The organism is Bradyrhizobium sp. CCGUVB14 (assembly GCF_024199935.1).
Taxonomy (GTDB): domain Bacteria; phylum Pseudomonadota; class Alphaproteobacteria; order Rhizobiales; family Xanthobacteraceae; genus Bradyrhizobium.
Genome location: NZ_JANADS010000001.1, coordinates 406,664 through 429,921 on the forward strand (window position 1 = coordinate 406,664; position 23,258 = coordinate 429,921).

General features: G+C 63.7%; 29 protein-coding genes and 1 pseudogene. 8 read left to right on the forward strand and 22 right to left on the reverse strand.

Going from position 1 to position 23,258, the window contains the following annotated elements:
• Nucleotides 1-57: 57 nt before the first annotated feature.
• Nucleotides 58-702: a carbonic anhydrase gene (locus NLM32_RS01970; RefSeq protein WP_254127614.1), complete on the reverse strand. Its 645-nt coding sequence runs from the start codon at nt 700-702 to the stop codon at nt 58-60.
• A 110-nt stretch (nt 703-812) separates the two neighbouring features.
• On the opposite strand from NLM32_RS01970, the gene NLM32_RS01975 reads away from it, so the two are divergent.
• A complete protein-coding gene (locus NLM32_RS01975; protein WP_254127615.1) occupies nt 813-1,694 on the forward strand; it encodes a CoA ester lyase in 882 nt (293 codons plus the stop codon).
• Between the two features lie 146 nt (nt 1,695-1,840).
• Here the strand turns inward: NLM32_RS01975 and NLM32_RS01980 are convergent, their stop codons facing one another.
• A complete protein-coding gene (locus NLM32_RS01980) occupies nt 1,841-2,341 on the reverse strand; it encodes a DUF1269 domain-containing protein (RefSeq protein ID WP_254135184.1) in 501 nt (166 codons plus the stop codon).
• Between the two features lie 310 nt (nt 2,342-2,651).
• A complete protein-coding gene (locus tag NLM32_RS01985) occupies nt 2,652-3,473 on the reverse strand; it encodes an LssY C-terminal domain-containing protein (RefSeq protein WP_254127616.1) in 822 nt (273 codons plus the stop codon).
• Between the two features lie 480 nt (nt 3,474-3,953).
• Between NLM32_RS01985 and NLM32_RS01990 the strand changes: the two genes are divergently transcribed.
• Nucleotides 3,954-6,182, forward strand: a complete 2,229-nt coding sequence (locus tag NLM32_RS01990) for a TonB-dependent siderophore receptor (RefSeq protein WP_254127617.1) — start codon at nt 3,954-3,956, stop codon at nt 6,180-6,182.
• A gap of 27 nt (nt 6,183-6,209) precedes the next feature.
• On the opposite strand, the gene NLM32_RS01995 is transcribed toward NLM32_RS01990, so the two are convergent.
• From NLM32_RS01995 to NLM32_RS02010, 4 genes are all read right to left on the reverse strand, one after another.
• Nucleotides 6,210-6,629: a DUF6455 family protein gene (locus NLM32_RS01995; protein ID WP_254127618.1), complete on the reverse strand. Its 420-nt coding sequence runs from the start codon at nt 6,627-6,629 to the stop codon at nt 6,210-6,212.
• 171 nt (nt 6,630-6,800) lie between these two features.
• Nucleotides 6,801-7,586 (reverse strand): capsular polysaccharide synthesis protein, encoded by a 786-nt coding sequence (locus NLM32_RS02000; RefSeq protein ID WP_254127619.1) that lies wholly within the window; start codon nt 7,584-7,586, stop codon nt 6,801-6,803.
• Nucleotides 7,587-7,669: 83 nt separating this feature from the next.
• Nucleotides 7,670-8,275 carry a 3-isopropylmalate dehydratase small subunit gene (leuD, locus tag NLM32_RS02005; protein WP_254127620.1) on the reverse strand — a complete coding sequence of 202 codons (606 nt, stop codon included), beginning with the start codon at nt 8,273-8,275 and terminating at the stop codon, nt 7,670-7,672.
• A gap of 87 nt (nt 8,276-8,362) precedes the next feature.
• Nucleotides 8,363-8,932, reverse strand: coding sequence for a pyridoxamine 5'-phosphate oxidase family protein (locus NLM32_RS02010; protein WP_254127621.1), 570 nt, complete (start codon nt 8,930-8,932; stop codon nt 8,363-8,365).
• Nucleotides 8,933-9,031: 99 nt separating this feature from the next.
• Here NLM32_RS02010 and NLM32_RS02015 point away from each other — a divergent pair, with 99 nt between their 5' ends.
• On the forward strand, nt 9,032-9,850 hold the full coding sequence (locus tag NLM32_RS02015) for a helix-turn-helix transcriptional regulator (protein ID WP_254127622.1): 819 nt from the start codon (nt 9,032-9,034) through the stop codon (nt 9,848-9,850).
• Here the strand turns inward: NLM32_RS02015 and NLM32_RS02020 are convergent.
• The 3 genes and pseudogenes from NLM32_RS02020 to NLM32_RS02030 all read right to left on the reverse strand — a co-directional run.
• Nucleotides 9,838-9,918: pseudogene (locus NLM32_RS02020) on the reverse strand (metallopeptidase family protein); the annotation flags it as partial. The gene NLM32_RS02015 and the pseudogene NLM32_RS02020 overlap by 13 nt on opposite strands.
• A gap of 57 nt (nt 9,919-9,975) precedes the next feature.
• Entirely contained in the window at nt 9,976-10,449 is a 474-nt protein-coding gene (locus NLM32_RS02025; protein ID WP_254127623.1) for a hypothetical protein, read from the reverse strand.
• A gap of 67 nt (nt 10,450-10,516) precedes the next feature.
• A complete protein-coding gene (locus NLM32_RS02030) occupies nt 10,517-10,915 on the reverse strand; it encodes a metallopeptidase family protein (protein WP_254127624.1) in 399 nt (132 codons plus the stop codon).
• A gap of 257 nt (nt 10,916-11,172) precedes the next feature.
• Between NLM32_RS02030 and NLM32_RS02035 the strand changes: the two genes are divergently transcribed.
• Nucleotides 11,173-11,469 (forward strand): hypothetical protein, encoded by a 297-nt coding sequence (locus NLM32_RS02035; protein ID WP_254135185.1) that lies wholly within the window; start codon nt 11,173-11,175, stop codon nt 11,467-11,469.
• A 7-nt stretch (nt 11,470-11,476) separates the two neighbouring features.
• On the opposite strand, the gene NLM32_RS02040 is transcribed toward NLM32_RS02035, so the two are convergent.
• Nucleotides 11,477-11,710, reverse strand: coding sequence for a hypothetical protein (locus NLM32_RS02040; protein WP_254127625.1), 234 nt, complete (start codon nt 11,708-11,710; stop codon nt 11,477-11,479).
• 241 nt (nt 11,711-11,951) lie between these two features.
• Between NLM32_RS02040 and NLM32_RS02045 the strand changes: the two genes are divergently transcribed.
• Both NLM32_RS02045 and NLM32_RS02050 read left to right on the forward strand, forming a co-directional pair.
• Complete coding sequence (locus NLM32_RS02045; RefSeq protein ID WP_254127626.1) at nt 11,952-12,170, forward strand: hypothetical protein; 219 nt, start codon at nt 11,952-11,954, stop codon at nt 12,168-12,170.
• A 94-nt stretch (nt 12,171-12,264) separates the two neighbouring features.
• Nucleotides 12,265-12,525 carry a hypothetical protein gene (locus NLM32_RS02050; RefSeq protein WP_254127627.1) on the forward strand — a complete coding sequence of 87 codons (261 nt, stop codon included), beginning with the start codon at nt 12,265-12,267 and terminating at the stop codon, nt 12,523-12,525.
• Between the two features lie 4 nt (nt 12,526-12,529).
• Here the strand turns inward: NLM32_RS02050 and NLM32_RS02055 are convergent, their stop codons facing one another.
• Nucleotides 12,530-12,829 (reverse strand): DUF1330 domain-containing protein, encoded by a 300-nt coding sequence (locus tag NLM32_RS02055; RefSeq protein WP_254127628.1) that lies wholly within the window; start codon nt 12,827-12,829, stop codon nt 12,530-12,532.
• 174 nt (nt 12,830-13,003) lie between these two features.
• Here NLM32_RS02055 and NLM32_RS02060 point away from each other — a divergent pair, with 174 nt between their 5' ends.
• Nucleotides 13,004-13,555: a hypothetical protein gene (locus tag NLM32_RS02060; protein ID WP_254127629.1), complete on the forward strand. Its 552-nt coding sequence runs from the start codon at nt 13,004-13,006 to the stop codon at nt 13,553-13,555.
• 57 nt (nt 13,556-13,612) lie between these two features.
• Here NLM32_RS02060 and NLM32_RS02065 read toward each other — a convergent pair whose 3' ends face one another.
• The 9 genes from NLM32_RS02065 to ffh all read right to left on the reverse strand — a co-directional run bounded on the left by NLM32_RS02065 (nt 13,613) and on the right by ffh (nt 20,975).
• Nucleotides 13,613-13,816, reverse strand: coding sequence for a hypothetical protein (locus tag NLM32_RS02065; RefSeq protein ID WP_254127630.1), 204 nt, complete (start codon nt 13,814-13,816; stop codon nt 13,613-13,615).
• A gap of 92 nt (nt 13,817-13,908) precedes the next feature.
• Nucleotides 13,909-15,315, reverse strand: coding sequence for a 3-isopropylmalate dehydratase large subunit (gene leuC, locus NLM32_RS02070; RefSeq protein WP_254127631.1), 1,407 nt, complete (start codon nt 15,313-15,315; stop codon nt 13,909-13,911).
• A gap of 327 nt (nt 15,316-15,642) precedes the next feature.
• On the reverse strand, nt 15,643-16,023 hold the full coding sequence (rplS, locus tag NLM32_RS02075) for a 50S ribosomal protein L19 (RefSeq protein ID WP_254127632.1): 381 nt from the start codon (nt 16,021-16,023) through the stop codon (nt 15,643-15,645).
• Nucleotides 16,024-16,132: 109 nt separating this feature from the next.
• Nucleotides 16,133-16,900, reverse strand: coding sequence for a tRNA (guanosine(37)-N1)-methyltransferase TrmD (gene trmD, locus NLM32_RS02080; RefSeq protein WP_254127633.1), 768 nt, complete (start codon nt 16,898-16,900; stop codon nt 16,133-16,135).
• Nucleotides 16,901-16,948: 48 nt separating this feature from the next.
• Nucleotides 16,949-17,632 (reverse strand): DUF3108 domain-containing protein, encoded by a 684-nt coding sequence (locus NLM32_RS02085; RefSeq protein ID WP_254127634.1) that lies wholly within the window; start codon nt 17,630-17,632, stop codon nt 16,949-16,951.
• 41 nt (nt 17,633-17,673) lie between these two features.
• Nucleotides 17,674-18,360 (reverse strand): hypothetical protein, encoded by a 687-nt coding sequence (locus tag NLM32_RS02090; RefSeq protein WP_254127635.1) that lies wholly within the window; start codon nt 18,358-18,360, stop codon nt 17,674-17,676.
• Between the two features lie 117 nt (nt 18,361-18,477).
• Nucleotides 18,478-19,002, reverse strand: a complete 525-nt coding sequence (rimM, locus tag NLM32_RS02095) for a ribosome maturation factor RimM (RefSeq protein ID WP_254127636.1) — start codon at nt 19,000-19,002, stop codon at nt 18,478-18,480.
• Between the two features lie 9 nt (nt 19,003-19,011).
• Nucleotides 19,012-19,344: a 30S ribosomal protein S16 gene (rpsP, locus tag NLM32_RS02100; RefSeq protein WP_014438992.1), complete on the reverse strand. Its 333-nt coding sequence runs from the start codon at nt 19,342-19,344 to the stop codon at nt 19,012-19,014.
• An 83-nt stretch (nt 19,345-19,427) separates the two neighbouring features.
• A complete protein-coding gene (gene ffh, locus NLM32_RS02105; RefSeq protein WP_254127637.1) occupies nt 19,428-20,975 on the reverse strand; it encodes a signal recognition particle protein in 1,548 nt (515 codons plus the stop codon).
• Nucleotides 20,976-21,292: 317 nt separating this feature from the next.
• Between ffh and NLM32_RS02110 the strand changes: the two genes are divergently transcribed.
• On the forward strand, nt 21,293-22,357 hold the full coding sequence (locus NLM32_RS02110) for an MBL fold metallo-hydrolase (RefSeq protein ID WP_254127638.1): 1,065 nt from the start codon (nt 21,293-21,295) through the stop codon (nt 22,355-22,357).
• 192 nt (nt 22,358-22,549) lie between these two features.
• On the opposite strand, the gene NLM32_RS02115 is transcribed toward NLM32_RS02110, so the two are convergent.
• Entirely contained in the window at nt 22,550-23,254 is a 705-nt protein-coding gene (locus tag NLM32_RS02115) for an SIMPL domain-containing protein (protein WP_254127639.1), read from the reverse strand.
• Between the last annotated feature and the right edge of the window lie 4 nt (nt 23,255-23,258).

Sequence of the window (23,258 nt, forward strand, 5' to 3'; positions counted from 1 at the left end):
GGCACGGCGCGTTGCGCCTTTGCCCACCCTACGAATTCAAACCGCGCCGACGCAGCTCTACACCACGCTCCGCGCGCTCCTGAATTCCTTGCTCGCCTGGTCCAGCACGAACAGCGTTCCCTCCGCGACGCCGAAATAGGCGCCGTGCAGCTGCATCTGGCCGCTCTCGACGGCCTTGCGCACGAACGGGAACGTCATCAGGTTCTCCAGGCTGCGGAACACCGCGGCCTTCTCGATGCGCTCGACGAATTGCGCCATGCTCTCGCGCTCGCGCTGCTCGACCACCTCGCCCGGCTTGATGAACATCTGCATCCATTTGCCGATGAAGTCGCCGGGCGTCAGCGGCTCGATCTTGTCGACGAAGGCGCGGATGCCGCCGCATTGGGCGTGGCCGAGGATGACGATGTGCTTCACCTTCAGCACCGTCACGGCATATTCGAGCGCGGCCGAAACGCCGTGCGCGTTGCCGTCGGGCTGATACACCGGCACCAGATTGGCGATGTTGCGGACGACGAACAATTCGCCCGGGCCGACGTCGAAAATGGTCTCCGGCGCGACGCGGCTGTCGCAGCAGCCGATCACCATCACTTCCGGGAACTGTCCCTTCACCGACAGCTCGCGATAGCGGTTCTGCTCGGCCGGCAGCCGCTGAGTGGCGAAGGCGTTGTAGCCTTCCAGCAAATGCTTCGGGAATGTGATCATGGCCTATGCCTAATCATATACCGGTAGCGCGAACAAGCCTTTCGAATAGGCAGGCCAGATGCTATCGGCTTCGGCCATAATAGAGACGACGACACCGGAAGGAACGTAGCATGACCCGCCCGCGCCGCAGCCACCTGTTCATGCCCGGCTCCAATCCCCGCGCCCTTGAAAAGGCACGAAATCTCGCCGCCGACGGCCTCATCCTGGATCTGGAAGATTCCGTCGCTCCCGACGCCAAGGCGGTGGCGCGCGACGGCATCGCCGCCGCGATCGCCGCAAAAGGCTTCGGCAAGCGCGAGATCCTGATCCGGACCAACGGCCTCGACACGCAATGGTGGGCCGATGACGTCGCGATGGCGGCCAAGGCGTCGCCGGACGGCATCCTGGTTCCGAAAGTTTCAAGCATCGAGGATCTCCAGACCATCGGCCACCATCTCGCCGAACTCGGCGCGGCGCCGACCGTCAAGGTCTGGGCCATGATCGAGACCGCACGTGCGGTGCTGCATGCCGAGGAGCTGGCCGTGGCCGGCCGCGATCCGAAGACGCGCCTCTCCGGTTTCGTGTTCGGCCCGAACGACATCTCGCGCGAGACGCGCATCAAGATGATGCCGGGCCGCGCCGCGATGCTTCCGATGATCACCCACTGCATCCTGGCGACGCGCGCCGCCGGCCTCGAGATCCTCGACGGCCCCTATAGCGACATCAACAATCCCGACGGCTTTGCCACCGAATGCGCGCAAGGCCGTGATCTCGGCTTCGACGGCAAGACGCTGATTCATCCGTCGCAGATCGAGGCCTGCAACGCGATCTTCACCCCGCCGGACGAGGAGATCGCGCGCGCCCGAAAAATCATCGCGGCGTTCGAGCTGCCGGAAAACGTGTCGCGCGGTGCGATCCGGCTCGACGGCGCAATGGTCGAGCGCCTGCACGCCGACATGGCGCGACGCACGATCGAGATCGCGGATGCGATCGCGGCGATGGGGAAGGGCTAGGGCGCACGCCCAGCCATCCGATCGACATCGTCACGGCGATGCGCGATCGCGCTGCTCTTCGCTGATACCTGGCGGCGCGGCGATCATGGATTTCCGGGCTCCCGCGCTCCGCGCGGGCCCCGGAATGACGGATTGCATCAGCCTTGCTAGGCCGCTTTGGACTGACTGGCGGCTGCGAGGGTATCGCGCAGGTGTTGTTCCTTCTTTTCATCGAGCGAGGTCTTGAGGACCGTCCCTCCCGCATCCTTGATCTCGTTGAGAACCTTGTCTGCGGTCATGCTCTTGATGAGCAGGAACAGAACGGCGTCGCCCGATTTCACCTTCGCGGCGAGATCCTTCATGAAGTTATCTTTGATGCCGAAATCGGTCAGCGCGCCACCCAATGCGCCTGCGCCGGCACCGAGGGCCACGCCGATAAGAGGATTCAGGAACACCAATCCAAACAGCAATCCCCAGAAGCTGCCGCTTGCGGCGCCCATCATCGCAGTGTTCACGAGCTGATTGAGCTTGACGGAATCCTCCGTCTTGACTGCGATCACGGCATCCTGGATCGCGATCAGATATTCCTTCTGGAGCTTGAGTATCTTCTGCCGAACTTCTTCTGCCTTGGCTTCGGATGGGTATACGATCGCAACAAGGTCTGACATTGAACACTCCTGTTCTGATTTGAAGTGCTGCCCCTGATCCGCTTGATATGCGCGGCCAACGTTTAACACAGACCGAAACGTCTCTCGTCAGCTAATAGGTTCCACGCGTTCACAACTCGGAGATGTTCCGAGGCGGTGCAATTGAGTAAGCGGGATTGTCTTACGTGCCGTCGAACAAGAGCCACGGGCTTGTACTTCCGCGCCTTTGTAACGAGGCGTGACGGATCTTAATCAAATCGTCGGCTTCGCGGTGGGAAGCGCAATCGTGACGGATATTTTTCAGCCTTGCGATCGCGGCGATGGGGAAGGGCTAGGGCTCGCTTTTGGCCTGGCCGGCGATGCCGTGCCACACGGCGTCCTTCAGGGCGATGAGCGAAGGCGGTGGGATGGTCGGCGGATCGGCAGGTCCATTTGCCGCGCCCGGCACCAGCACGGCAACATGGATCTCGCCGTCGGTGTAGTAGGGGTCGCCACCGCCATTTCGGCCGAACAGCGTCGGGCCTATGCCCGAGATCTGAAAGAAATTGCTGACGACGTTGGCCTTGCGCAAATCGGTCATCAGGAGGTCTCGCTCGGCATCGATGTCGGGATCGATGTGATGAGTGACCTGTCCGGTGTCGTGGCTTAGTCCGACACCCCGGTCGAAGGTCGCCGAGCCAAGCCAGACCGGCCGACCGTCGTCACCCTTGTCGAGGGCCTTCCAGAACCGAACGTGATGCCGTCGATCCGCGCTGCGCCCGACGGGCTTCTCGAAAGCGAATTGCTCCTTCTTTCCCAGATAGTAGAGCGGGCTGACGGGAGCGTTGTGATAGGGGCGATCCAGCACCACGCTCCCGACGATCTCGACACTCGAACGCAGGGTCACGGCATCGGCGGCAAACCATCCGGCCGCATTCATGGCGCGGACGAGGTCTTCGTCGTTGCCGACGATACCGACGTTCAGGGGATCGGCAGGGATATCGTCCGACGTCCTGGTCACCATCGGCAACGAAGCAAGTCCGGCTTCGTGCTCGTGGTGAATCCACAGCAGGGGCACGAGGAAATACGCCAGCGCCAGATAGACGAGCAGCAGGGTTGCCAAACGGAAAAGCCACCGTCGCTTCTTCGTCCCGTTCTCGGCTGGGTTGGTCATGCGGCTTCGTTCGCACCAGGATGCCCGACACCATACCCCTCCAGCCCGCGACTACAATGCCATTCAGGATATCTGCACCAGCCCCTCGGTGAGGCACGATATCGGCGCGTTTGAACGATTCCAGATTGGCGTCCGGCGGCTGCGACAATTACTCACATCCGTCTCACGGCAGCTTCTCCATGCAGGCTTCGATTCGATGTTGCACGGACGCGTGTCATGCGAACGCGTGCAGACATTTCAAGTGTCGCGCCTGTCGCCGCGTGGAATCAAAACATCAATAGATGACGTTCTCTCGTACCCGACGCGCCGGATCGCTCTCAAAATATTAGATGCCTTCTATTAGGCGACGCGCGTCTCGCTGTTTATTGCACATCGTGTCTCGTCGGCGCGATGAGACGGGGCATCAATAAGAAAAGTCTCCGGGGTGTTATGATTTACGACTTGAAGTGCACGCGCACGATTGGATTCGTGTGCGTATCGATGCTGCTGACCACGACCGCATCGTTCGCCCAGCAATCGGACCGTCCATCGTCGGCTGGAACTGCGCAGCCACTTCCTCCCGTGACCGTGTCCGCGCCCGAGCACCGCGCTGCGCCCGCCCGGAGGCAGCATGCGTCTAGTCCGGCGCGATCGAGACGTCAGGCCGGTCGCGGCGAAAGCGCGCCGGCGGCCGCAGCGCCGGCGACAGTCGGTGCGCAGCGTGCCGCATTGCCGGTGCCCTATGTCGGCGGACAAATCGCGCGCGGCGGCCGGCTCGGTCTGCTCGGCAACAAGGACTATATGGAAACGCCGTACAGCCTCACGAGCTATACGGAGAAGACCATCCGTGACCAGCAGGCGACCAGCGTCGCGGAAGTTCTCACCAATTCCGATCCGTCGGTGCGTGCTGCCATCGGCAGCAGCAACCGCTATGACGCGCTGACCATTCGCGGCTTCCGCGTCGAAAACAGCGAGATCGCGTTGAACGGGCTGTACGGTCTCGTGCCGGCCTATCGCATCAACCCGGCGCCGATCGAACGCATTGAACTGCTCAAGGGCCCGGCGGCGTTCCTCAGCGGCATGGCCCCGCAGGGAAGCATCGGCGGCAGCGTCAATGTGGTGACCAAGCGTGCCGACGAGGATCTGACGCGCCTGACCGTCGGCTACATCTCGAACGCCCGCTTCGGCACGGAGGTCGACGTGGCGCGCCGCTACGGCGATCAGAAGGAATGGGGCGTCCGGTTCAATGGCGGGATCGATGGTGGAAACACCACGATCGATCGCCAGTCGGTGCGTGATGGTGTCGGCTCGCTCGGCGTCGATTACCGGGGCGAGCGATTCCGATGGTCTGCCGACGTCATCTATCAAGACGACTGGATGAAGGCTGCGGCGCGCGGCTATACCCCGGTCAAGGGCATCGCCGTGCCCAATGCGCCCGATCCGCGCATCAATCTCGCCCAGCCCTTCGATTATGCCCGCGCAAAGAGCCTGACGGGCCTGACGCGCGCCGAATATGATCTGTCGAACAACGTGACCGTGTTTGGCGCCATCGGCGGCAATCAGTTCGGCTACGACAAGCGGGAGGCGCCGGGCGCGACGCTCCTCACGGCGTCGGGTGACGCACTTTCGACGTCGCGCTTCCAGACCGGCAAGTCCGAGGGCGTATCCGGCGAAGCTGGTGTGCGGGCCCGTTTCGACACCGGTCCGGTCAGCCACGAGGTGGTTGTCAGCGGCAGCGCCTTGAACCGCACCGATTGGCTCGGCCAGACCAATTATGGAAACTATCTGACGAACATCTACGCGCCGACGATCCTGGCGAGCCCGGGCACGCCGGTCTCTTCATTCCCGGAGGGCAAGTCGGCTTTTCTCGGACTGCGCAGCGTTGGTGTCGCCGACACCCTCTCGATGATGAACGGGATGTTCCAGGTGATCGTCGGAGCCCGGCAGCAGCAGGTCATCGCGAACAACTACGACAGCGTCAGCGGGCTGGAATCGACCCACTACGATCAAAGCGCCACATCGCCCTCCGTGGCACTGCTGGTGCGGCCGATCAAGGAAGTGTCCTTTTATGCGAGCTACATCGAAGGTCTCACGCCCGGGCCGACGCCTCCGTCCGGTGCGGCCAACACCAACCAGGTGTTCGCTCCGTTCAAGACGAAGCAGTACGAGGTCGGGACCAAGCTCGATCTCGGCCGATTCGGCGCGAGCCTGGCGGCGTTCCAGATCAGCCTGCCCAGCGGCGTCACCGATCCCGTCACAAAAATCTACAGCCTCGACGGCGAACAGAGAAATCGCGGCATCGAGCTCAATACCTTCGGCGAGGTCGGCCCCGGCATTCGGGTTCTGGGCGGCGTAACCTATCTCGACGCGCGCCTCACCAAGACCGATGGCCATCTCTATGACGGGAATCATGCGATCGGTGCGCCGGGCTGGCAGAGCAATCTCGGCATCGAGTGGGATGCGCCCTTCCTGCCCGGACTGACAACGACGGCGCGCGCCATCTACACCAGCCGGGCCTATGTCAGCTCGGACAACATCCAGAGCGTGCCGGCCTGGATGACCTTCGACATCGGTGCGCGTTATGCGACCAGCCTGGCCGGGCGGCCCACCACGTTCCGCGCGTCCGTCACCAACCTGTTCGACAACCGCTACTGGATCGGCAACCCGACCGGCTACGTGATCAGCGGCATGCCGCGGACGCTATGGCTGTCGATGTCGGTCGACTTCTGACGCGAAGCGAACCCTCGTCGCGCCGCCTCAGTGCGGCGCGATTTCGGCGCGATCGAGCGATTCCAGCGTCGACGCGTTGCCGCAATAGCCGGGGTAGTTTTCGGCGGCGGTGCCGGAGACAAGCTCCAGGTTGCAGCGTGCCTTGTGATGGCACAGCGAACAGACCCGCTCCATGTCGCGCAGCAGCAGCGGCTGTGCGCGCTGCAGGCGGTCGCTGTCGATGCCGAGCCGGTCGAGCATCTGCGGCAACTCGTCGGCGGCGTGGTGGCCGTGGCGGACGAGGTCTTCGAGATCGTCGGGCGCGATCCTGAGATCGTTGGCGATGCGGTCGAAATCGGAGCGATCGAGCTGCCGCAACTCGTTCAGCTCGCGGCGATGCTTCAGCCAGCCGGCAAAGGATTCGATGAGGTCCTGGACGATGGGATAGGGCCTGCTTGCGGTGCTCATGCGAAGCTCCATGGGGCTCGTGCGATGGGAGCAAGACTAGGCACAATCGTGCAGACGCGCGTTGCGCTGGATCAAATTGGGAAGGGATCGAGGAAGCGGCTCTCGTGTCGCGGAGGTGTGCGGCAGTGTCGCAACAACACCGTCGCCGGGACGACAGCGGAGAATTGGCGTTCAGCTAAACCGCTCCGTCGCCCACGCATACAGGCTGCCGTGAATCGGCTTCTCGCCACCGCGGCCCTTGGGGGAGATGTGCAGGCCGATGATCTCGGGATCGGTGACGAGGCCGAGATAGCTCGAAGGATCGAAGAACAGTTTTGGCTCGGCGTGCACGGCGTAGAACGACTGCTTCGGCAGCGCATTCTGCAACTCGCCGGTGCGGCGCGCGAGCGCGGTCAGTGCCGCCGGCCCGTAGATCGCGACGCGAATATCCGAGAGACGGTTCGAGCCGCCGCGCAGGCGGCGCATCAGGAAGGTGATGCGGTGGCGCGCCGACAGCCAGTTCGGCGTCAGTTCCTCCTGCTCCATCAGATCTTCGAAGGCGGCGACGATGCCGTGCTCCGGCGGCAGGTAAATCACGGAGTTGCCGAGCTGGCGCGGCCGTTCCCAGGCGAAATACGGTCTTGCGGGATTGATCTCGACCGGCTTGAGCAACAGCACGTCGGCATCGAGCCAGAGGCCGAGGCCTTTCGCCATCAGCTTCATGCGGAAGAAATCGCTGAACTGCAGCGTGGTCCAGTCGCGCCAGCTACCGTCCGGCTGCGGTGGCCGCAGCCGTTCGGAGAATGCGTGCGGCAGGATCGCCTCGGCATCGGCATTGTCGACGCCGGCGGGCAGACCCGGGATGGTGTCGAAACTATAGACCGTGACCTTGTGGCCGGCAGCGAGCTGCGAGCGCAGACAGGTCTGGCGCAGCGCGTCCATCGGGCCATGCCAGAAGGTGACGATCTCGGGCAGCATGAGGCAGAGATATACGGGATATCAAAGGCAAAGAAAAAGCCCCGGCGCGCGTCTCGCACCGGGGCTTCGAATGAGACTTGAGATCAAGCCCAGGCGCGTTCGCGCTTGAGCTTGTCCTCATAGGTGTCGATCGAGGACTTCTTCTCCATCGTGAGACCGATGTCGTCGAGGCCGTTGATCAGGCAGTGCTTGCGGAACGGGTCAATCTCGAACTTGACCTTGCCGCCGTCGGGACCGCGGATCTCCTGGTTCGGCAGGTCGATCGTTAGCGTCGCGTTGGCGCCGCGCTCGGCGTCGTCGAACAGCTTGTCGAGGTCTTCCTGCGACACGCGGATCGGCAGAATGCCGTTCTTGAAGCAGTTGTTGTAGAAGATGTCGCCGAACGAGGTCGAGATCACGCAGCGGATGCCGAAATCGAGCAGCGCCCAGGGCGCGTGCTCGCGGCTCGATCCGCAGCCGAAATTGTCGCCGGCGACCAGCACCTTCGAGGTGCGATAGGCAGGCTGGTTGAGGACGAAATCCGGATTCTCGCTGCCGTCGTCCTTGTAGCGCTGCTCGGAGAACAGTCCCTTGCCAAGGCCGGTGCGCTTGATGGTCTTGAGGTACTGCTTCGGAATGATCATGTCGGTGTCGACATTGATGATCTTCAGCGGCGCCGCGACGCCTTCCAGCGTGGTGAACTTGTCCATCTTGGGCTTCCCGGTTGGAACTCAGGGGAGGGCTGTTTAGCCCGGTTGCCGCTCAAATCCTAGGCCGGATTCGGCAATCTTGGTCTGTCAGGGTGGCGGGGCCATGCTCTCGGGGACAAAGCCGGTCGGCAGGCCGTCGATGCTCTTCATGTTCTTCAGCCCCCAGTATTTCCGCAGATTGTCGACGCCCTGCTTCGTCCAGTAGCGCACCAGGCTGCCGCGCTCCTGCTTGTAGTCGAACAGGGGCACGCCCATGCCGCACGATGTCTGCACCAGCTCGACCGAGAGGCGCACGATCTGGCGTGCTCCGGTCATGTCCTCGAACCCAGGAGCGAGATCGGCGTACTCCGGCGTGCCGCGCATCAGCGACCGGCCCTGGCCATAGAGCCGCAGGATCACCGGGGGTCCTTCGAAGGCGCAAAACATGATGGTCAGGCGCTTGTCGTCGGAGGCAAGCAGGTGCGCGCGGGTCTCGCTGCCGCTACCGGTGCAATCGAGGTAGGCGACGTCATTGTCTCCGAGCACCCGGAACGAGGACAGGCCCTTGGGGGACACGTTGATGCGCCCTTTCGGCGGGGCGCTCGCGACGAAGAAGATTTTTTGACGCTCGATGAAAGCCCGGTGCTCCGGTTCGATCTTCGCGAATTGCTTGCCCATGTCCGGCGTCCTTTGCGCGGCGACGAAGTCTGGACAGAAAGCCTAACACCTACTTAATACCGGTTTAAGGATCTAACTTATGCTGGTATAAACACCACCATGATCGGACAAGACCCGGCCGCCCCGGCTCTCTCGCTCAGTGCGTTCCTGCGGGCGCTCCGGGAGCGCCAGTCGCCGGCCGAATTCGGCCTCGCCGCCGGGCCACGGCGGCGCACGCCCGGGCTGCGGCGCGAGGAGGTCGCCCAGCTCTGCGGCTTGAGCGTCACCTGGTACACATGGATCGAGCAGGGGCGCGACGTGTCCGTCTCGGCCTCGGCACTTGCGCGCCTCGCCAGCGGGTTGCGCCTGTCACGAGCCGAGCGCAGCTATTTGTTCGAAGTCGCCGGCAAGCGCGATCCCGAACGTCCCGGCATCAGCGATGATCCGCCCGAGGAGATCCTGGCCTGCGTCGATGCGATCGATGGACCCGCCTACATCCTCGATCGCACGTGGCGCGCGCGTCGCTGGAATGCGAAGGCGTCCCTGCTGTTTGCAGGATGGCTCGACGCGGACGGCGAGAAAAATCTGCTGCGCTACATCTTCCTCAGGCCCGAGGCGCGAACCCTGATCCTTGACTGGACTGCCCGCGCGCGTCGCGTCGTCGCGGAGTTCCGCGCCGCGGTGACGGCCTACTCCGACGATCCGGAGATTCGCCGGCTGGTCGAGGAGCTGAGACTGGGAAGCCCCGACTTCGAACGCTGCTGGGAAACACAGGGAGTGTTGGCGCGCGAAGGAGGCGAGCGCACATTCGATCATCCGACCATGGGGCTGCTGCACTATCAGCAGGTGTCGCTGTCTCTCGCGGGTTGGTCCGACTATCGGCTGACGATGCTTCTCCCTGCAGCGCGCCTCGAGACGTCCGCGCCCTACTCGGCCTGAGCCTCGATCGCCTCCATATCGGCGTCAGAGAGGCCGAAATGGTGGCCGATCTCGTGGATCAGGACGTTCGCCGAGGATTTAATCCCGCACCTCCTTCGCCCTAGCCGGGGCTGGTCATCTGTCTCTCAGTCCTCGGGCAGAAGATTTTCGATTGCTTCCTTCAATTCAGCCAAGCCATGCCCGCCTGGTATTGCCTCAACGAGGCTCTCGAACAAAGAGTCGATCATGTCGAGAAGCTTCTTCAAAGCCTTCAAAGTTGGCTTGGCCCATAACCACTGTGAGATTCTCGACAGGCTAGCCAGCTTCGCCTTGAGCTCCACGCCGACAAGACCATGTCTTTGCAATTCTTGAATTGGGACTGTCTTGATTTCCTCGACGAGAGGAGGAACGTCGCGCTCACGACAAACTAGCCAAGCGTCGCGGAAGAGCGATTCCAAATCTTCAGGCAGCAAGTTTTTGCTAAAGAGTTTGGGTGGGACGGCGTGAACTTCGCTCGCCTTCTTTTGAATGATCTCCTCTACAACGGCGAGGAAATATTCCACAAAATGCTGTAGCTGAGCACGATCGTCTTTGCCAGACAAAGAAGCGAACTGGGGCATGGCGGCATCCTCAATTGCAATGCACCTAGCTTACAATGCAATTTATAGATGTAAATCGACCTGGTCGCTATGGCGACCGGGCCTCAATCGCCGCCATGTCGTCGTCCGAGAGGCCGAAATGGTGGCCGATCTCGTGGATCAGGACGTGGCGGACGATATGGCCGATGGTCTCGTCGTGCTCGGCCCAGTAGTCGAGGATCGGCCTGCGGTAGAGCCAGACCATGTTGGGCAGCCGCGCCACGTCGCCAAAGCTCTGCTGGGGCAGGCCGACGCCCTGGAACAGGCCGAGCAGGTCGAACTCGCTCTCGCATTCCATCTCGTCCAGGACCTCCTCGGTGGGGAAGTCGTCGACGCGGATGATCACGCCTTCGCAGAGGCCGCGAAATTCCGCCGGCAGGCGCTCGAAAATGTCGTGCGCCGTCACTTCCATCTCGGCCAGCGAGGGCGCTTTCAGGTCCGTCCACATCGGGTTCTCATAAAGCGTTTTCGAGCGAAGTGGCTACCGGTTCGCGTAAAGAAAACGCGATAAAAAAGAATCTAGAGCCCCGTTCCAATCCTATCGGAACGGAAAGGGCTCTAGCGCGGGTTTCCCGCCGATGCATCCGGCTTTATAAGCGCGCGAGGTTGACGGGCGCCGCCAAAACGGGGAGCTTGGGGCCTCGATGGGGGACGGGTCAGGTGGGCGATAAAATGCGAGCAAACACAGCGCTGACGCTACTGTGCATGGGGTTGTTTTCGCTGGTTTGCGTTGGTGGTGCCCATGCCCAGCCTCTTGCCCAGACGGCGGGCACCGAACTCCGCATGGCCCAGGCGGTCTCGCCCGACGACGTCCCGCCGCCGCGCAAGCGGCCCCAGACCCGCCTCCGCGTCACGCCCTACTACACCCCGGACGGCGTCTATCCGCGTTACAATCCGGGCCCGGATGCGGTCCGCGAGTGCAACGCCGTTTATGTGCAGGAATTCCGGCCGAGCGGTACGGTGATCGTGCCGCATATGAGCTGCTACTGGCGTCGCGGCTGATCCACCCTCAGTGCCCGCGCAGCGCGCCGATCAGCCCGGCGCCGACGACGAGGGCTGAGGCGCCATAGACCAGGATCGCCATCACGAGCTGCGTCAGCGGGCTTGCCGTGCCGCCCTCGACGCCGGGCCCTTGCGAGGCCAGCGCCGAACTCGCGCCGAGCAGCACGCTCGCCGTGATCGCGAGGCGAGATGTCCGCAGTCTGCTGGAACTTGCCAAGAAACTTGCCAAGAAACTTGCCATGACCATCTCCTGCATTCGCTCGACCAGAAGATACGTACGTCGCTGACGGCTGGTTTTGGTGGCGCGTGAAATGTTGCGCCGCTGCCGAGGAACCTAGCCCGTGTTCTCTGCATTCAAGTCCGGGGCGCGTTTCATCCATAGCAGATTCAGGCCCGCGGTTCCAGGTTCGGCGCTCGCCGAGCCTGCGACGCGACGCTTGATCCGTGCGTGCACCCGCAACGATGTCAGGAGATCCAACGAAATGCAGTCAATGAAAATGCTCGGCCTCGCGGCCGCTGGCGCGCTGTTCGTCCTCGCCGCGCCGGTGGAGCGCGCGCAGGCGGTGTCGCTGATCAATCCCGGCGCCGCGCAATCGGTGCAGGATGAAGCCCGGCCGACGACCGAGGTGCGCTGGCATCGCCATCACTGGCGCCCGCGTCATTGGCGCGGACATCGCTGGCATCATCATCGCCGCTGGTGATGCGCCGGTCGCGTTGAGGACAGGCCCGCATGACGGGCCTGTTTTAACTTGCAGGCGGCCGCGCGTTGCCCTCATGCTGCGGGCGGAGGTCGTCATGACGAGATGGATCGCATTGGCTGTTGTTGTCGGGCTCGCCGCGGGCCTGCCTCACGCTTCCGCCGCGCAGCGCGTGACGAAGCTTCCGGATGCCTCGGCGGGGCGCGCGGTGTTCGATGGGCGACGACACGTCCGATACGATGTTGCGCGCTACACGCCGCGTCCTGATCCGCACTATTACGCGCGGCCCGTGTATTATCGGCCTTATCCTTACGGCGTGCCGGCACCCTTCGTGATCGGCTACGGGCCGTTTTGGTGATACCTCAGGCCGCAGGCGCAAATCCCTTCACCAGCAGCACCGTCGCTTGCGCGCCTGCCTTGCGATCACGCGAGATGTCCTGGTAGTCGGGCGAGTTCGAGAAGGCGAGGAATGCAGCCTCGTCGGGAAACGACATCATGACAAGCTTGTCGTGCAGCCATTCGCCTTCGAGCACGCGCGGTTGCTCGTCAGCGGCGAGCAGCCTTCCATTGAATTTCCTGAACACGTCGAAGAACCGCGCCTGGTAGCGGTCATAGGCCGCGCGATCCGTCATCTTCAGCTGCGCAATCGCGTAGACGGTCATCTCTCGAATTCCTTGTGTTCTAGCACTTCGTTCTCGCGCTGCGCGGAGCGTCGTTCATTCATGGCGCGTTCACCTCCCTGTCCCTAGCTTAATCTCGGGAGCGGCCGCAATTGAACAGCGATGGCGCGAGACGCAGCGCCGCAATGACGCTGTCCATATTCAGGGAGACATTCCATGCTGAGGATATTGGGTCCGCGGACAGGCGCGTTGCGCTTGCTCGGGCTTGCGGCCATTGCCACGTTGATGCTGTCGGGCGGGGCTGCGCGTCGCGCTGAAGCGATGACGCCGATCAATCCGACCGCGCTGCCGCTGCCGAAAGCTGCAAGCGGCGACATGATGATCCAGGTCCGCCACGGTGGTGGCGGCGGCGGTGGACATGGCGGTGGCGGACATGGCGGAGGCTTTCACGGCGGCGGTGGTTTCCACGGCGGCGGAGGCCATTTCGGTGGTTTCCATGGTGGTGGCTTCCGCGCCGCGCCCGCCTTCCATGGCGGCGGCATGCGCTACGGCGGCATCCATTATGGTGGCTATCATCGTCACTGGGGCGGCGGCTATTATCGCCCGCACTACGGCTATCGCCATTTTCACCGCCGCTACTACGGCGGCTACTATCCCACCTACCACTATCCCCGCCGCTGCCGGATCGTCTGGACCTATTACGGCCCGCGCCGCATCTGCCGCTGGCACCATTGGCATCGCTGGCACTATCCGTACCGCTATTGGTGAGTGCGGAAATGAAAAGGGCGCCCCAGCGGCGCCCTTTGTTCATCGAGCTGCCTGGAGCTAGTCCTTCAGCCTCCACGACGTGGATTTCCACGGCATCAAATTCTCGACCTTCCACCGCTTGAACATCGCTGGTGGCCAATGGCTGAGCCGTGATGTCTCCTCGACCTCGGGCTTGGCGACGATGCGCAGCGGCGTTGCGCGCCGCCGGTGTTGGCGGGTCGCATCGCTGATCAGATCGACATATTCGGGCTTGTTGGCCATGAGGTGTCCCCGCGAAACCGTCGCGAGGACACAATGTGGGTGACGCGGATTAACGGCCGTTTGCCGCGATCACTACAATTGCAGGGAGTGGCTCAGCGCCAGTCCCGGACGTCGACGAAGTGACCGGCGATCGCAGCTGCCGCCGCCATTGCCGGCGACACCAGATGGGTGCGGCCCTTGAAGCCCTGGCGTCCCTCGAAATTGCGGTTCGAGGTCGAGGCGCAACGCTCTTCCGGAGCCAGCTTGTCGGGGTTCATCGCGAGGCACATCGAGCAGCCCGGCTCGCGCCATTCGAAGCCGGCCTTGATGAAGATCTTGTCCAGACCTTCAGCTTCGGCCTGCTCCTTCACGAGGCCGGAGCCCGGCACGACCATGGCGTTGACGTGACCAGAGACATGCTTGCCTTCCGCGATCTTGGCGGCAGCGCGCAGATCCTCGATGCGGCCGTTGGTGCAGGAGCCGATGAAGATGCGGTCGAGCTTGATGTCGGTGATCTTCGTGCCCGCCGTCAGGCCCATATATTTCAGCGCGCGATGCTTGGAGAGGCGCTTGGCTTCGTCCGCGATCTTGTCGGGATCGGGCACCATGCCGGTCACCGAGATGACGTCCTCAGGGCTGGTGCCCCAAGTCACGATCGGCGGCAGCTTTGCGGCGTCGAGGCGCAGCTCGTTGTCGAAATGTGCGCCCTCGTCGGAACGCAGCTTCTCCCAGTAGCGCATCGCCGCATCCCAGTCCGCGCCCTTCGGTGACTTCGGGCGACCGCGCAGGAAGTCGTAGGCTTTCTGGTCGGGCGCAACGAGGCCGGCGCGGGCGCCGCCTTCGATCGACATGTTGCAGACCGTCATGCGGCCTTCCATCGACAGCGCGCTGATCGCGTCGCCGGCGTATTCCAGCACATAGCCGGTGCCGCCGGCGGTGCCGATCTCGCCGATGATGGCCAGGATGATGTCCTTGCCCGTCACGCCGTCCGGCAATTTGCCGTCGACGGTGACGCGCATGTTCTTCGCCTTCTTCTGGATCAGCGTCTGCGTGGCCAGCACGTGCTCGACCTCGCTAGTGCCGATGCCGTGCGCGAGCGCGCCGAACGCACCATGCGTCGAGGTGTGGCTGTCACCGCAGACGATGGTGGTGCCGGGCAGGGTAAAGCCCTGCTCGGGGCCGATGACGTGGACGACGCCCTGGCGCTTGTCGAACTCGTTGTAATATTCGATGCCGAATTCCTTGGCGTTTTCGGCCAGCGCCTTGATCTGCTCGATGCTCTCCGGATCGGGATTCGGCTTCGTGCGGTCGGTGGTCGGAACGTTGTGGTCGACGACGGCGAGCGTCTTCTCCGGCGCATGGACCTTGCGGCCGGTGGAACGCAGGCCTTCGAACGCCTGCGGCGAGGTCACCTCGTGCACCAGATGACGGTCGATGTAGAGCAGGCAGGTGCCGTCATCGGCTTCGTGCACCAGATGGTCGTTCCAGATCTTGTCGTACAATGTGGTCGGCTTGGACATGAGCTTCAGCTCCGAACAATGTTGTATCAGCGGATATGCGCGGTCACGCGCGGGGCACAGGGCAGTCTTCAGCGCAGCCTTTAAGCTGCGGGACTAAGCTCTGACGTTGCCGAGGTCGCGAAGCGTCCGAAGAATCGGCCAGGCAGCCGCGAGCGATCGTCGATGACGATGCGCTGGGGAGCTACGAAGCTGGTCAGATCTGGAAACATTCCAAGAATATATAGCAGGCCAAGTTGGAAGCGCGAGAGCTTTGACACGCACGGCTGACGCAACAAAAAAGCGCGGGGTTTTGCCCCGCGCTCTCGAAAACTTGCCTGGTGGCGGGGCTTACTCGCCGACCGCGGTCTGGCGGTCCTGCTTCTCGACGATGCGGGCCGACTTGCCGCGAAGGTTGCGGAGGTAATAGAGCTTGGCGCGACGCACCTTGCCGCGGCGCACCACCTTGATCGAGTCGATCATCGGCGACATCACCGGGAACACGCGCTCCACGCCTTCACCGTAGGAGATCTTGCGAACGGTGAAGCTCTCGTTGAGGCCAGCGCCGGAACGGCCGATGCAAACGCCTTCATAGGCCTGCACGCGCGTGCGGTCGCCTTCGACGACCTTCACGTTGACGATCACGGTGTCGCCGGGACCGAATTCCGGAATTTCCTTGGTGGCGGAGAGCTTGTCGAATTGCTCTTTTTCAAGCTGTTGGATCAGGTTCATGGGTAAATCTCCATCGGCGCGCCCAGCCTTGGAAACGGGGGCTGCGCGAAATTCGTTTATCCAGCCATTGCGGATGTGGGCGCTCCTATAAGGCAAGCCGGAGCGTTTGTCACCCGTCTGTCTTGTTTTTTGGCGTTTTTTGGCGCCTCGGCCGATTCGGGGCTTTCGGCGGGATTTGGGCCCATAAATCCGGCCGCCGGGCCTCTGTCAGGGCCTCCGATTGCGCCCGCCGCCAGGCGGCGACCTTGGCGTGGTCGCCCGAGGTCAGGGTCTCCGGGATCGGAACCCCCTCGAACAGCTGCGGCCGGGTATATTGGGGGTATTCGAGCAGGCCGTCGGAAAAGCTCTCTTCGGTTCCCGAGGCTCCCTTGCCCATCACCCCCGGCAGCAGCCGGACGCAGGCGTCGATCAGGGCCAGGGCTGCGATTTCGCCTCCCGAGAGCACGTAATCGCCGATCGAGACCTCCTCGAGGGCGCGAGCGTCGATCACCCGCTGGTCGATCCCCTCGAACCGCCCGCAGACGATCAGGGGGCCGGGGCCCCGGGCGAGTTCGGCGACGCGTGCCTGGGTCAATGGCCGACCCCGGGGACTCATCAGCAGTTTTGGCCGGGCTTTTGACGGATCTTGGCCGGTTCCAGCGGCATCGATCGCCGCCGCGAGAACGTCGGCGCGCAGCACCATGCCCGGGCCGCCGCCGGCGGGGGTGTCGTCGACGCTGCGGTGGCGGTCGGTCGCGGAAGCCCGGATGTCCCGCGCCTCGATCTCCCAGAGGCCGGAGGCCAGCGCCCGGCCGGCCAGGCTCACGCCGAGCGGCCCCGGAAACATCTCCGGAAACAGCGTCAGCACCGTCGCGCGCCAGGGGGAGGGATTGCTCATGGCCGCTGGTTAGGGCATTGCGGCCGGGAGGTCGAGGCCCCGTCGGCCTCAGTTCTTGCGGCCGTATTCGACGAGCTCGAAGGTGTTGTTGAGCAGCAAATGGCCGTTGGCCCGCGAGGCAAGGGAACGCTTCACCCAGTGGTCGATGGCTGGCGCGTACCAGACCACGGTGGTGATGTCGTTCTTGCGCGTCGGGTCGTTGGTCGGCCGTCGCAGATACGTCGCTTCGATCTTGTAGGTCTCGAACGTGCCGGCCTTGGTCGTGACGGTCTCCTGACCGACCACCTTCGAACGGCCCGAGCGCTTCCAGATGTAGCCTTTGGCGTTGTTGACGTCGTCGGCGGAGAAGCTCCAGCTGTCGCCAACCTTCAGCGGCGTATGGATGCCGCTGCCGTCGCCGGGCTGATATTTCCATTCGCCCGATGTCTTCACGTTCCACGATCGATCGAAGACGATCATGCCCTCGGTTTCCTTGCCTTGGGTCGTGACGCGGATGCTGATCTCGCTCGGCGAGACCTCGGTGACGAGGTGCGTGCGGACTGCGGTGATCTTTCCACTGATCTCATCGCGCAACTCAAAGGTCCAGAAGTCGCCCTGGAGCGGCTCCTCCATGGCCGTCACCGCCTTTGCCGCGGCAGGCGTCGACGGAGTCGTGGCTGCATCGTCAGCGGCCCAGGCTGAAGTGCCTGCAACAAGCAGGCAAGTCATCGCCATCATCGATTTGCGAAGCATCGTAACGTCCCCCACCATGTCTCTGTTCGCAGCCTGATCGACTAGCGGCGCCCGTACTCGACCAGCTCGGCCATGCTGCGGTCGCGGACGCGGCCATCGGACCGGCTGACACTGGCGCGCTTCACCCAGTGATTGATCGACGGCGCGTACCAGATCTGCTGCTCGGACAGATATTTCTTGGTGGTATCGTTGGCGTTGCGAGACTCGATCGCGATCTCGATCTCGATCTTGTAGGTCTCGAACGTTCCGGCGCGGGTGGTGAGGCTCTCCTGAGCCGTCACCTTCGCCGTGCCCGTCCGCTTCAGGCTGATGCCGTTGGAGCTGTTGAAGTCGGTGGCCTTCACCGGCCAGCTCTTGCCGACCGCGAGTGGAGCGCGGATGCCCATGCCGTCATTGGGCGTCGATCGCCAGATGCCGTTGGTGATCATGTCCCAGGCGCGATCGTAGCTCTGAAAACCGAGGTCGGATTTGCCGAGAACAGCAAGCCTGATGCCGATCTCCGTCGGCGAGATGTCCGTGATGGTGTGCGTGATGGTCGATTTGAGATCACCCGTGATCTCGTCGCGCACCTCATAGGTCCAGTGGTCGCCAATTTCCGGCTCTTCCATCGTCTCTTGCGATGACGTGGCCTGGGCCGTTGGCGCGGGTGGCTGGGCGGCAGTCTGGGCTGTTGCGGCCCCCGCAAACGCGAGCAGGCCAATCGTTGCCAGAAGACAGCGGCGCAGCATGGATATCTCCGGATGTCGGGAATCGCCGGGTGGATGGTGCAACCCAAGCGTGAACCAGCCGGATGCCAAACGCAAGCCCCCGCTGCGGAGAATGGTCAGCGTGCCGTTACAGTGCCGTCATGACGACGATTTCGGATCGTCGCCCTCGATCACCTGCGGCAGCTCGATCACGACGCGGCCGCCGGCGATATCGACCTCGGGCACAACTGCGTTGGTGAACGGCAGCAGCATCGTCGGGCCCTTGAGGGGCGCGATCTCGATGATGTCGCCGGCACCGAAATTATGGATCGCGAGCACGCGGCCGAGCCCATCGCCTGCCGTGGTGACGGCGGCGAGCCCGATCAGATCGGCGTGGTAATATTCGTCCTCGTCGGTCGCGGGCAGTTTTTCGCGCGCGACGTGGAGTTCTATACCGTTGAGGCGCTCGGCCTCATCGCGGGTCGTGACGCCCTTGAAGGTCGCGACCAGATGGTCCTTGGCTTCGCGGACCTGCGCCAGTTCGAACTGGCGCTTGCCGTCCTTGGAGAGCAGCGGACCGTAGCGCTTCACGGCAAAGGGATCTTCGGTGAAGGTCCACAATTTGACCGCGCCGCGCACGCCATGCGCGGCGCCGATCCGCGCGACGCAGATCAGCGCCGACATGGATGAGCCTTAGCCCTTCGCTGCGGCTTCGGCCTGCGCCTTGCGCTCCTTGCGCGGCACGGCCTTCTCGGGGTTGTTGCGCGCTTCGCGCTTCTTGACGCCGGCGGCATCGAGGAAGCGGGACACGCGGTCCGACGGCTGCGCGCCCTTGGCGAGCCAGGCCTTCACCTTGTCCATGTCGAGCTTCAGGCGGGTCTCGTTGTCCTTCGGCAGCAGCGGGTTGAAATAGCCGAGACGCTCGATGAAGCGGCCATCGCGGGGAAAGCGCGAGTCGGCGACGACGACGTGATAGACGGGACGCTTCTTGGTGCCTGCGCGGGCGAGGCGGATAACGACGGACATTCAGTTCTCCTTCAAAGTACGTTTTGTTCGGTTGATTGGTATTTTCGCGCCGCGCGAGACCTGCGTCCTTCGCGACGAATTCCTCATTTCTTCTTGCCTGGAAAACCGCCGAGGCCCGGCAGCGTCGGCTTGCCGCTCAGCCCGGTCAGTCCAGGAACGTTCGGCAGACCGGTGCGAAGACCGGCCGGCAAATCCTTCGGCAGGCTGGGCAGACCCTGTCCGCCGCCACTCTGCATCTTCTCCTGCAGCGCCTTCATCTCGTCCGGAGACGGCATCTTCATGCCGCCGCCGAAGCCCATCGCCTGCGCGATGCCGGCGAGCGGGCCGCGCTTGCCAGAGCCCATGGCCTTCATCACGTCGGCCATGTTCCGGTGCATCTTCAGCAGCTTGTTGACCTGCTCGACGCTCTGGCCGCTTCCTGCAGCGATACGCTTCTTGCGGCTGGCCTTGAGCAGGTCGGGATGACGGCGCTCGTCGCGCGTCATGGAATCGATCACCGCGACCTGGCGCTTCAAAATCTTGTCGTCGATGCCGGCGGCCGCGATCTGGTTCTTCATCTTGGCGATGCCGGGCATCATGCCCATCAGGCCGCTGATGCCGCCCATATTCGCCATCTGCAGCAGCTGCTCGCGCATGTCGTTGAGGTCGAACTGACCCTTGCGCATGCGCTCGGCAGTGCGCGCCGCCTTCTCCGCGTCGATATTGGCGGCGGCGCGTTCGACCAGCGAAACGACGTCGCCCATGCCGAGGATGCGGCCGGCGATACGATCGGGATGGAAATCTTCCAGCGCATCGGTCTTTTCACCGGTGCCGATCAGCTTGATCGGCTTGCCGGTGACCGCGCGCATCGACAGCGCAGCGCCGCCACGGCCGTCGCCGTCGACGCGCGTCAGCACGATGCCGGTGAGGCCGACGCGCTGATCGAACGACCGCGCGAGATTCACGGCGTCCTGGCCGGTGAGGCTATCCGCGACAAGCAGCACTTCATGCGGGTTGGCAGCCGCTTTGATCGCGGCCGCTTCCGCCATCATCTCTTCGTCGAGCGTGGTGCGGCCGGCGGTGTCGAGCAGCACGATGTCGTAGCCGCCGAGCTTGCCGGCTTCGAGTGCGCGCTTGGCGATCTGCGGCGGCTGCTGGCCGGCGACGATCGGCAGCGTCGGAATGTCGAGGTCGCGGCCGAGCACCGCGAGCTGCTCCATCGCCGCCGGGCGATAGACGTCGAGCGAGGCCATCAGCACCTTGCGCTTGTCGCGCTGGACCAGGCGGCGGGCGAGCTTTGCGGTGGTGGTCGTCTTACCGGAGCCTTGCAGGCCGACCATCATGATCGGCACCGGCGGCACGGAGTTGACGTCGATGGTCTGACTTTCGGCGCCGAGCGTGTTGATCAGCTCGTCATGGACGATCTTGACCACCATCTGGCCGGGGGTCACCGACTTGACGACGGTGGCGCCGATCGCCTGCTCGCGGACGCGTTCGGTGAAGCTGCGCACGACCTCGAGCGCGACGTCGGCCTCGAGCAGCGCGCGGCGCACCTCGCGCATCGCGGCGTCGACGTCCTTTTCGGTCAGCGCACCGCGCCCCGTCAGACGATCGAGAATGCCACCAAGCCGTTCCGACAGATTGTCGAACAATGCAATTGTCCCTTGTCATGCCCGCCGGAAAGGCGATCTTCCAAACACCTTTACGCCCGAGGGCGCACAGCGCTGTCGGGCGTTGACCTCTGGCCTCCGGGGCCAGGCGGCGGGTCGAAAAGAATGCCTTTCCGAGAAAGTGGGCGGGTTAAACGCCGCTGAAGCCCGAAAGTCAAGGAAAGTTAGGGGGCTGGAGGCCCGCTGCCAGGGCAAGATACTGAAAACGTGATCGTTTTGGGGGCGGGTTCCTTTTCCTGCGGCCCCGCCCATATAGGCGGAGATGCCTTACCGCCCCGACCATCCCTGAAGTCCGACCCGTGCAGATCACCCGCCGCCGCATCTTTGGACTGCTCGCAGGCGGGGCCGCGCTGGTCGGAATCCCGTCCTTTTGGATCTCCCGCATGAAAAACTATGACGGCCCTGTCTCCGATCATTTCGATGGTCTGCACTTCTTCGATCCGAACGGCGCGCCGCCGAGATCGCTCGGCGAGGTGTTCCGCTGGCAGTTCGGCGGGCGGCGGAAGCGCGAGGCCTGGCCGGATTGGGTGCCTAATTCTCATGCCGACACGCCGCCGGCGGGCGTCGACGGCGACAAGGTGCGGCTCTCCTTTGTCGGCCACGCCAGCTGGCTGATCCAGACCGGCAGCCTTAACATTCTCGTCGATCCCGTCTGGTCCTCGCGGGTCTCGCCGGTGGGGTGGGCCGGGCCGAAACGGCACAACGATCCCGGCATCGCCTTCGAGAAGCTGCCGAAGATCGACGTCGTGCTGGTCTCGCACGGGCATTACGATCATCTGGACATCGCGACACTGTCGCGGCTCGCGAAGAATTTCGCGCCGCGCGTCGTCACCCCGCTCGGCAATGACGTGACGATGCGGAGCGCCGACTCCGCCATCAAGGCCGAGGCGCGCGACTGGCACGACCGCGTCGAGCTCGGCGGCGGCATCGCCGTAACGCTGGTGCCGACCCGGCACTGGACGGCACGCGGCATGTTCGACCGCAACAAGGCGCTGTGGGCGAGCTTCGTGCTGGAGACGCCGGCGGGGAAAATCTACGTGGTCTGCGATTCCGGCTATGGCGACGGCGGACATTTCCGCCGCGTCGCCGAGAAGCACGGGCCGCTACGCCTGGCGATCCTGCCCATCGGCGCCTACGAGCCGCGCTGGTTCATGCGCGACCAACACATGAATCCGGAAGACGCCGTGAAAGCGATGGATGATTGCGGTGCGCAACAGGCGCTCGGGCATCATCACGGTACGTTCCAACTGACCGACGAGGCGATCGATGCGCCGGCCAAGGCGCTGGTGGAAGCGCTCGACGCCGCGAAGATTCCGCAGGAGCGGTTCGTCGCGATGAAGCCGGGGCAGGTGGTGGAGATTTAGCAGAGATTGAGCTTCATTCTCCGCTGTCGTCCCGGACAAGCGAAGCGCAGATCCGGGACCCATACGCCGCAGCAGCGGTTTGGCGAAGATAGGCACTGATCGTCTTGCGCAACAACAACAGCTGCGGCGTATGGGTCCCGGCCTTCGCCGGGACGACACCGTTGCTGTTGTGCGCAGCGTGCCCTTTACGGCCTACTGCTCTTTCGGCTTGATCGCCCAGCTCACATTCACCGTCACCGACAGTGTTTCCTCACCCGGCGCGACGGCCGAGGGCGCGGCCATCGGGGCTGCGGCCATGCGGCCCTTGAACAGCGGCATCGGAGCGCCGCCTTCGTAGACGCTGAGCGGTGCGCCCAGCGTGACGCCGGTGGCCCTGGCGTAGATCTCGGCCTTGCGGCGGGCATCGGCCACGGCCCGTTCGCGGGCATCGTCGAGCAGTTTCGAGGCCTGCGTCACCTCGAACGAGATGTTGCCGATGTCATTGGCGCCGGCACCGACCAGCGTGTCGATAATGCCGGCGACCTTGGTCACGTCGCGAATTTTCACGGTGACGCGGTTGGAGGCGCGGAAGCCGACGACCGGCGAGGCGCCTGTCGATTTGTTCTGGCCGTATTGCGGCTGCAGCGACAGCCGCGAGGTCTGGTAGTCCTTCTCGTCGATCCCCGCGCCTTTCAGCGCCAGCAGCACCTTGCCCATCGCGGCGTTGTTGGCGTCGGACGCTTCCTTCGCCGACTTGGCATCGTTGGCGACGCCGGCATCGATCTGCGCGAGGTCGGGCGCGACGGAGACGGTCGCCTCGCCACTGACGGTGATGGCGGACGGAAAATCGTCGGCGCGTGCGGGCGCGGCCAGCAGGGTGGCGGCGAAGATGGCGGCGAGGGCGGCGGGCTTTTTCATCGGT